At 54.2% G+C, this 2281-nt stretch carries 3 protein-coding genes; all 3 read left to right on the forward strand.

Annotated elements, in window-relative coordinates; all coding sequences use genetic code 11:
* Positions 1-213: hypothetical protein (locus BMY49_RS17650; RefSeq protein WP_208596231.1), on the forward strand; the 213-nt coding region annotated here is incomplete at its 5' end.
* A gap of 67 nt (positions 214-280) precedes the next feature.
* Positions 281-1009, forward strand: coding sequence for a TorF family putative porin (locus BMY49_RS16975; RefSeq protein WP_035566949.1), 729 nt, complete (start codon positions 281-283; stop codon positions 1007-1009).
* A gap of 285 nt (positions 1010-1294) precedes the next feature.
* Positions 1295-2140, forward strand: a complete 846-nt coding sequence (locus tag BMY49_RS16980; protein ID WP_197746125.1) for a TolC family protein — start codon at positions 1295-1297, stop codon at positions 2138-2140.
* Positions 2141-2281 lie beyond the last annotated feature (141 nt).

Below are 2281 nucleotides of genomic sequence, written 5' to 3' on the forward strand. Positions count from 1 at the left end.
GGGCGAATGATCAAAAAGTGCTCGCTGGCGGTGATAGGGAAAGTGTCGGCGCCGGCTTCACGGATTCAGGAGAATGGTTACAGAGAATGCATCAAAACAGGGCGCTGGTCCGGGCCGGTGACAGGTTCTGGGGCGCTAGGTGTTGCGGTCGTTTTTCGGGGGCAAGCTCAGAATGCGCCGATTTGTCTCTATAATTATGATAAACAAGAATAAATAAGATGTGGCAGGAATTTTGCTAAATCATATTTGGAGCAATGAAACCCAACCGAAGGTATCCATTATGAAGAAGCAGTTTTTCACCAAATCAGGTTTTATCAGTATCACTTTGCTTGCAGCACTTCAGGCTGCGCCCGCCATTGTTAGCGCTGACGTCAGCTCAAATGTGAGCGCCAGCAGCAACTATCTGTTCCGGGGCGTCACCCAGACAGACGGGGCTGCGGCTGTCCAGGGAGGGTTGGATTATGAGCATGCGTCGGGCTTCTACGCCGGTGGTTGGGGTTCCAATGTCGATTTTGGTGACGGCACCAGCTATGAGCTTGATCTTTATGCCGGATTCTCCGGCTCTGTGGAAGAACTGGGTTATGACGTTGGGTACATTTATTATGCGTATCCTGACGCGCCGGGCTCCATCGACTTCGGCGAACTGTACGGCGAGATCAGTTATGGCATTGCGGCCATCGGCCTGGCCTACACGATCAACAGCGACACCAGTGGTGATGGGGTGTTCGTGCAGGGGGATGCCTATTACTACGCCTCTGTTGGGGTGCCTCTGGAGGACAGCTACAGTGCCGGTGTGACGCTTGGCTATTACGACTTCGCTGATGACGGCAAGGCTTCTGTCGGCGAGGCAAGTTATTCACACGTCGCCGCCAACGTTACAAAGGATGCGGGAAACTTCGGTTCTTTCAGTGTTAACGTGGAGTACGCGGACATTGAGTCAACCGACGCGCTTGGCTCTGTCAACTCGGATGATCCGAAGTTCTGGCTGGGTTGGAGCAGGAGTTTCTGATCGGCCAAGTGATCACAAGCAATTCAGATCCAGAATAAAAAGCCGGCCCAAATGACGGGCCGGTTTTTATTTATCATGCAAGAACCCACCATCGTGCGCCTGCCTTGACGCCCGGTGACTCGACATCCTCGCCCTTACCTCTGCCCCCCCCTGCCGCCAAAGCTCATTTCTTATCCGGTGCCTGAATTTCAAACTGTATTAAAGGTTTGTCTGTAAGGTCGTTCCAGATTCCCACGCAAAAATGCTGACTCACTGACCTCAGTCAAACAGCCAGGATGATACTGAATGAACAAACGATTGTTGTTGTGCGCGATGATAGTTCCGGGAGCCTTGGCCGTCTCTCCTATGGTGTCGGCCCAGGCAAAAGAGAGTGTGTCGCTGAAAGAATATCAGCAGGCCAAAGCCAGCCAGGCTGTTTCCCTGAACCAGGCCATGGTGATGGCTTTCGAGAATAGCCCGGTATTGGCTTTGAGGCGGGCCGCGGTCTCGATACAGCAGGGACAGCTTGATCATGCCAGCCGCTGGGCGCCGAGCAATCCAGAGTTTGAGTTGGGGGCCCGTCAGGCCCCGGATCAGGCCGACGAGTCCCTGGAATATGGGGTGAGGGTTACTCAGGAGATCTGGATGGGTAATCGCGGCGACCTTGGGCAGTCGCGTGCCCGGAGTAATCTCACGTCCCGGCAACAGGAGCTTGAATACCTGAAGGTAGCCACCAAGGCGCGGGTGCGGGCCGCCTATTTCCGGATACTGCTGGCTCAGAAAGAGTTGGAAACCGCAACCCGTGCCGTTGAACTTATGCAACGCACCAAAGACCTGGTTGAAATGTCCGTAAAACAGGGTAAACAAACCCGGATTGATCTCAATACCGCAGTCATTGGGCTTGCCAGGGCCCGGAATCAAAAAGCCTCGGCGGAACAAAAGCTCGAGCAATCAAAAATTGACCTTACCGAAGTGCTCGGGGTGTCCCCCTCCGATGCCGTTGGGGTGACCGGCGAGCTTGATGTGACGCTCGAAGACCTGCCTCCGACCAGCCAGCTTGTCGAGATGGCACAGAGTCAGAGAGCGGACCTGAAAGCGGCGGCCGCCAGAATTGCAGCGGATGAAAATAGTGTTATGTTGAAGGGCGTATAATCACTGTTACGTGTATCTATGACCTGAATCCGTGAGACCGGCCCCAGGAAGCACTTCTAACCCACTGACCTGCATGGCAATATAGCCATTATCGCCATTCACCCAGACAGTGCCATGCCCAACATAAAGTTCCGCGCCAGT

It is taken from the genome of Vreelandella aquamarina (assembly GCF_900110265.1).
GTDB lineage: Bacteria > Pseudomonadota > Gammaproteobacteria > Pseudomonadales > Halomonadaceae > Vreelandella > Vreelandella aquamarina.